Source organism: Mesorhizobium sp. M00.F.Ca.ET.216.01.1.1 (assembly GCF_004010325.2).
In the GTDB taxonomy this organism is placed as follows: Bacteria; Pseudomonadota; Alphaproteobacteria; order Rhizobiales; family Rhizobiaceae; genus Mesorhizobium.
In genome coordinates this window covers 1-279 of the sequence record NZ_SADR02000625.1, presented here as the reverse complement: position 1 = coordinate 279, position 279 = coordinate 1, and the positions used below count along the sequence as shown (strand labels likewise).

Below are 279 nucleotides of genomic sequence, written 5' to 3'. Positions count from 1 at the left end.
CGGGCCGTGCCTGACACCCTGATCGAGCTGCCTGGCTGGGGCGGGATGTCGGCATGCAGCCGCGAGCGCATGCCCATGTCCTCGCCCTGCACGATGTCGATCGCGCCGCCATGCGGCCAGCCGAGGTCGCGCAGATAGCCGGCGAAGGCGGCGGTCGAGGCTCCTGTCGCCGGATCCTCGTAGACGCCGCCCGACGCGAACGGATTGCGCGTGTGGAACAGGGCGGGCGCTGATGCGGCGCGAAGGGCTGGTGACGATCCTGCTCGCCTATGCCGAAGC

The 279-nt window shown here is 71.0% G+C and carries 1 protein-coding gene; it reads right to left on the bottom strand.

Features of this window, described 5'->3' with window-relative positions:
* Nucleotides 1-279, bottom strand: a 279-nt coding sequence (locus EN859_RS37690) for a PhzF family phenazine biosynthesis protein (RefSeq protein WP_135913776.1), incomplete at both ends; no start/stop codon positions are given.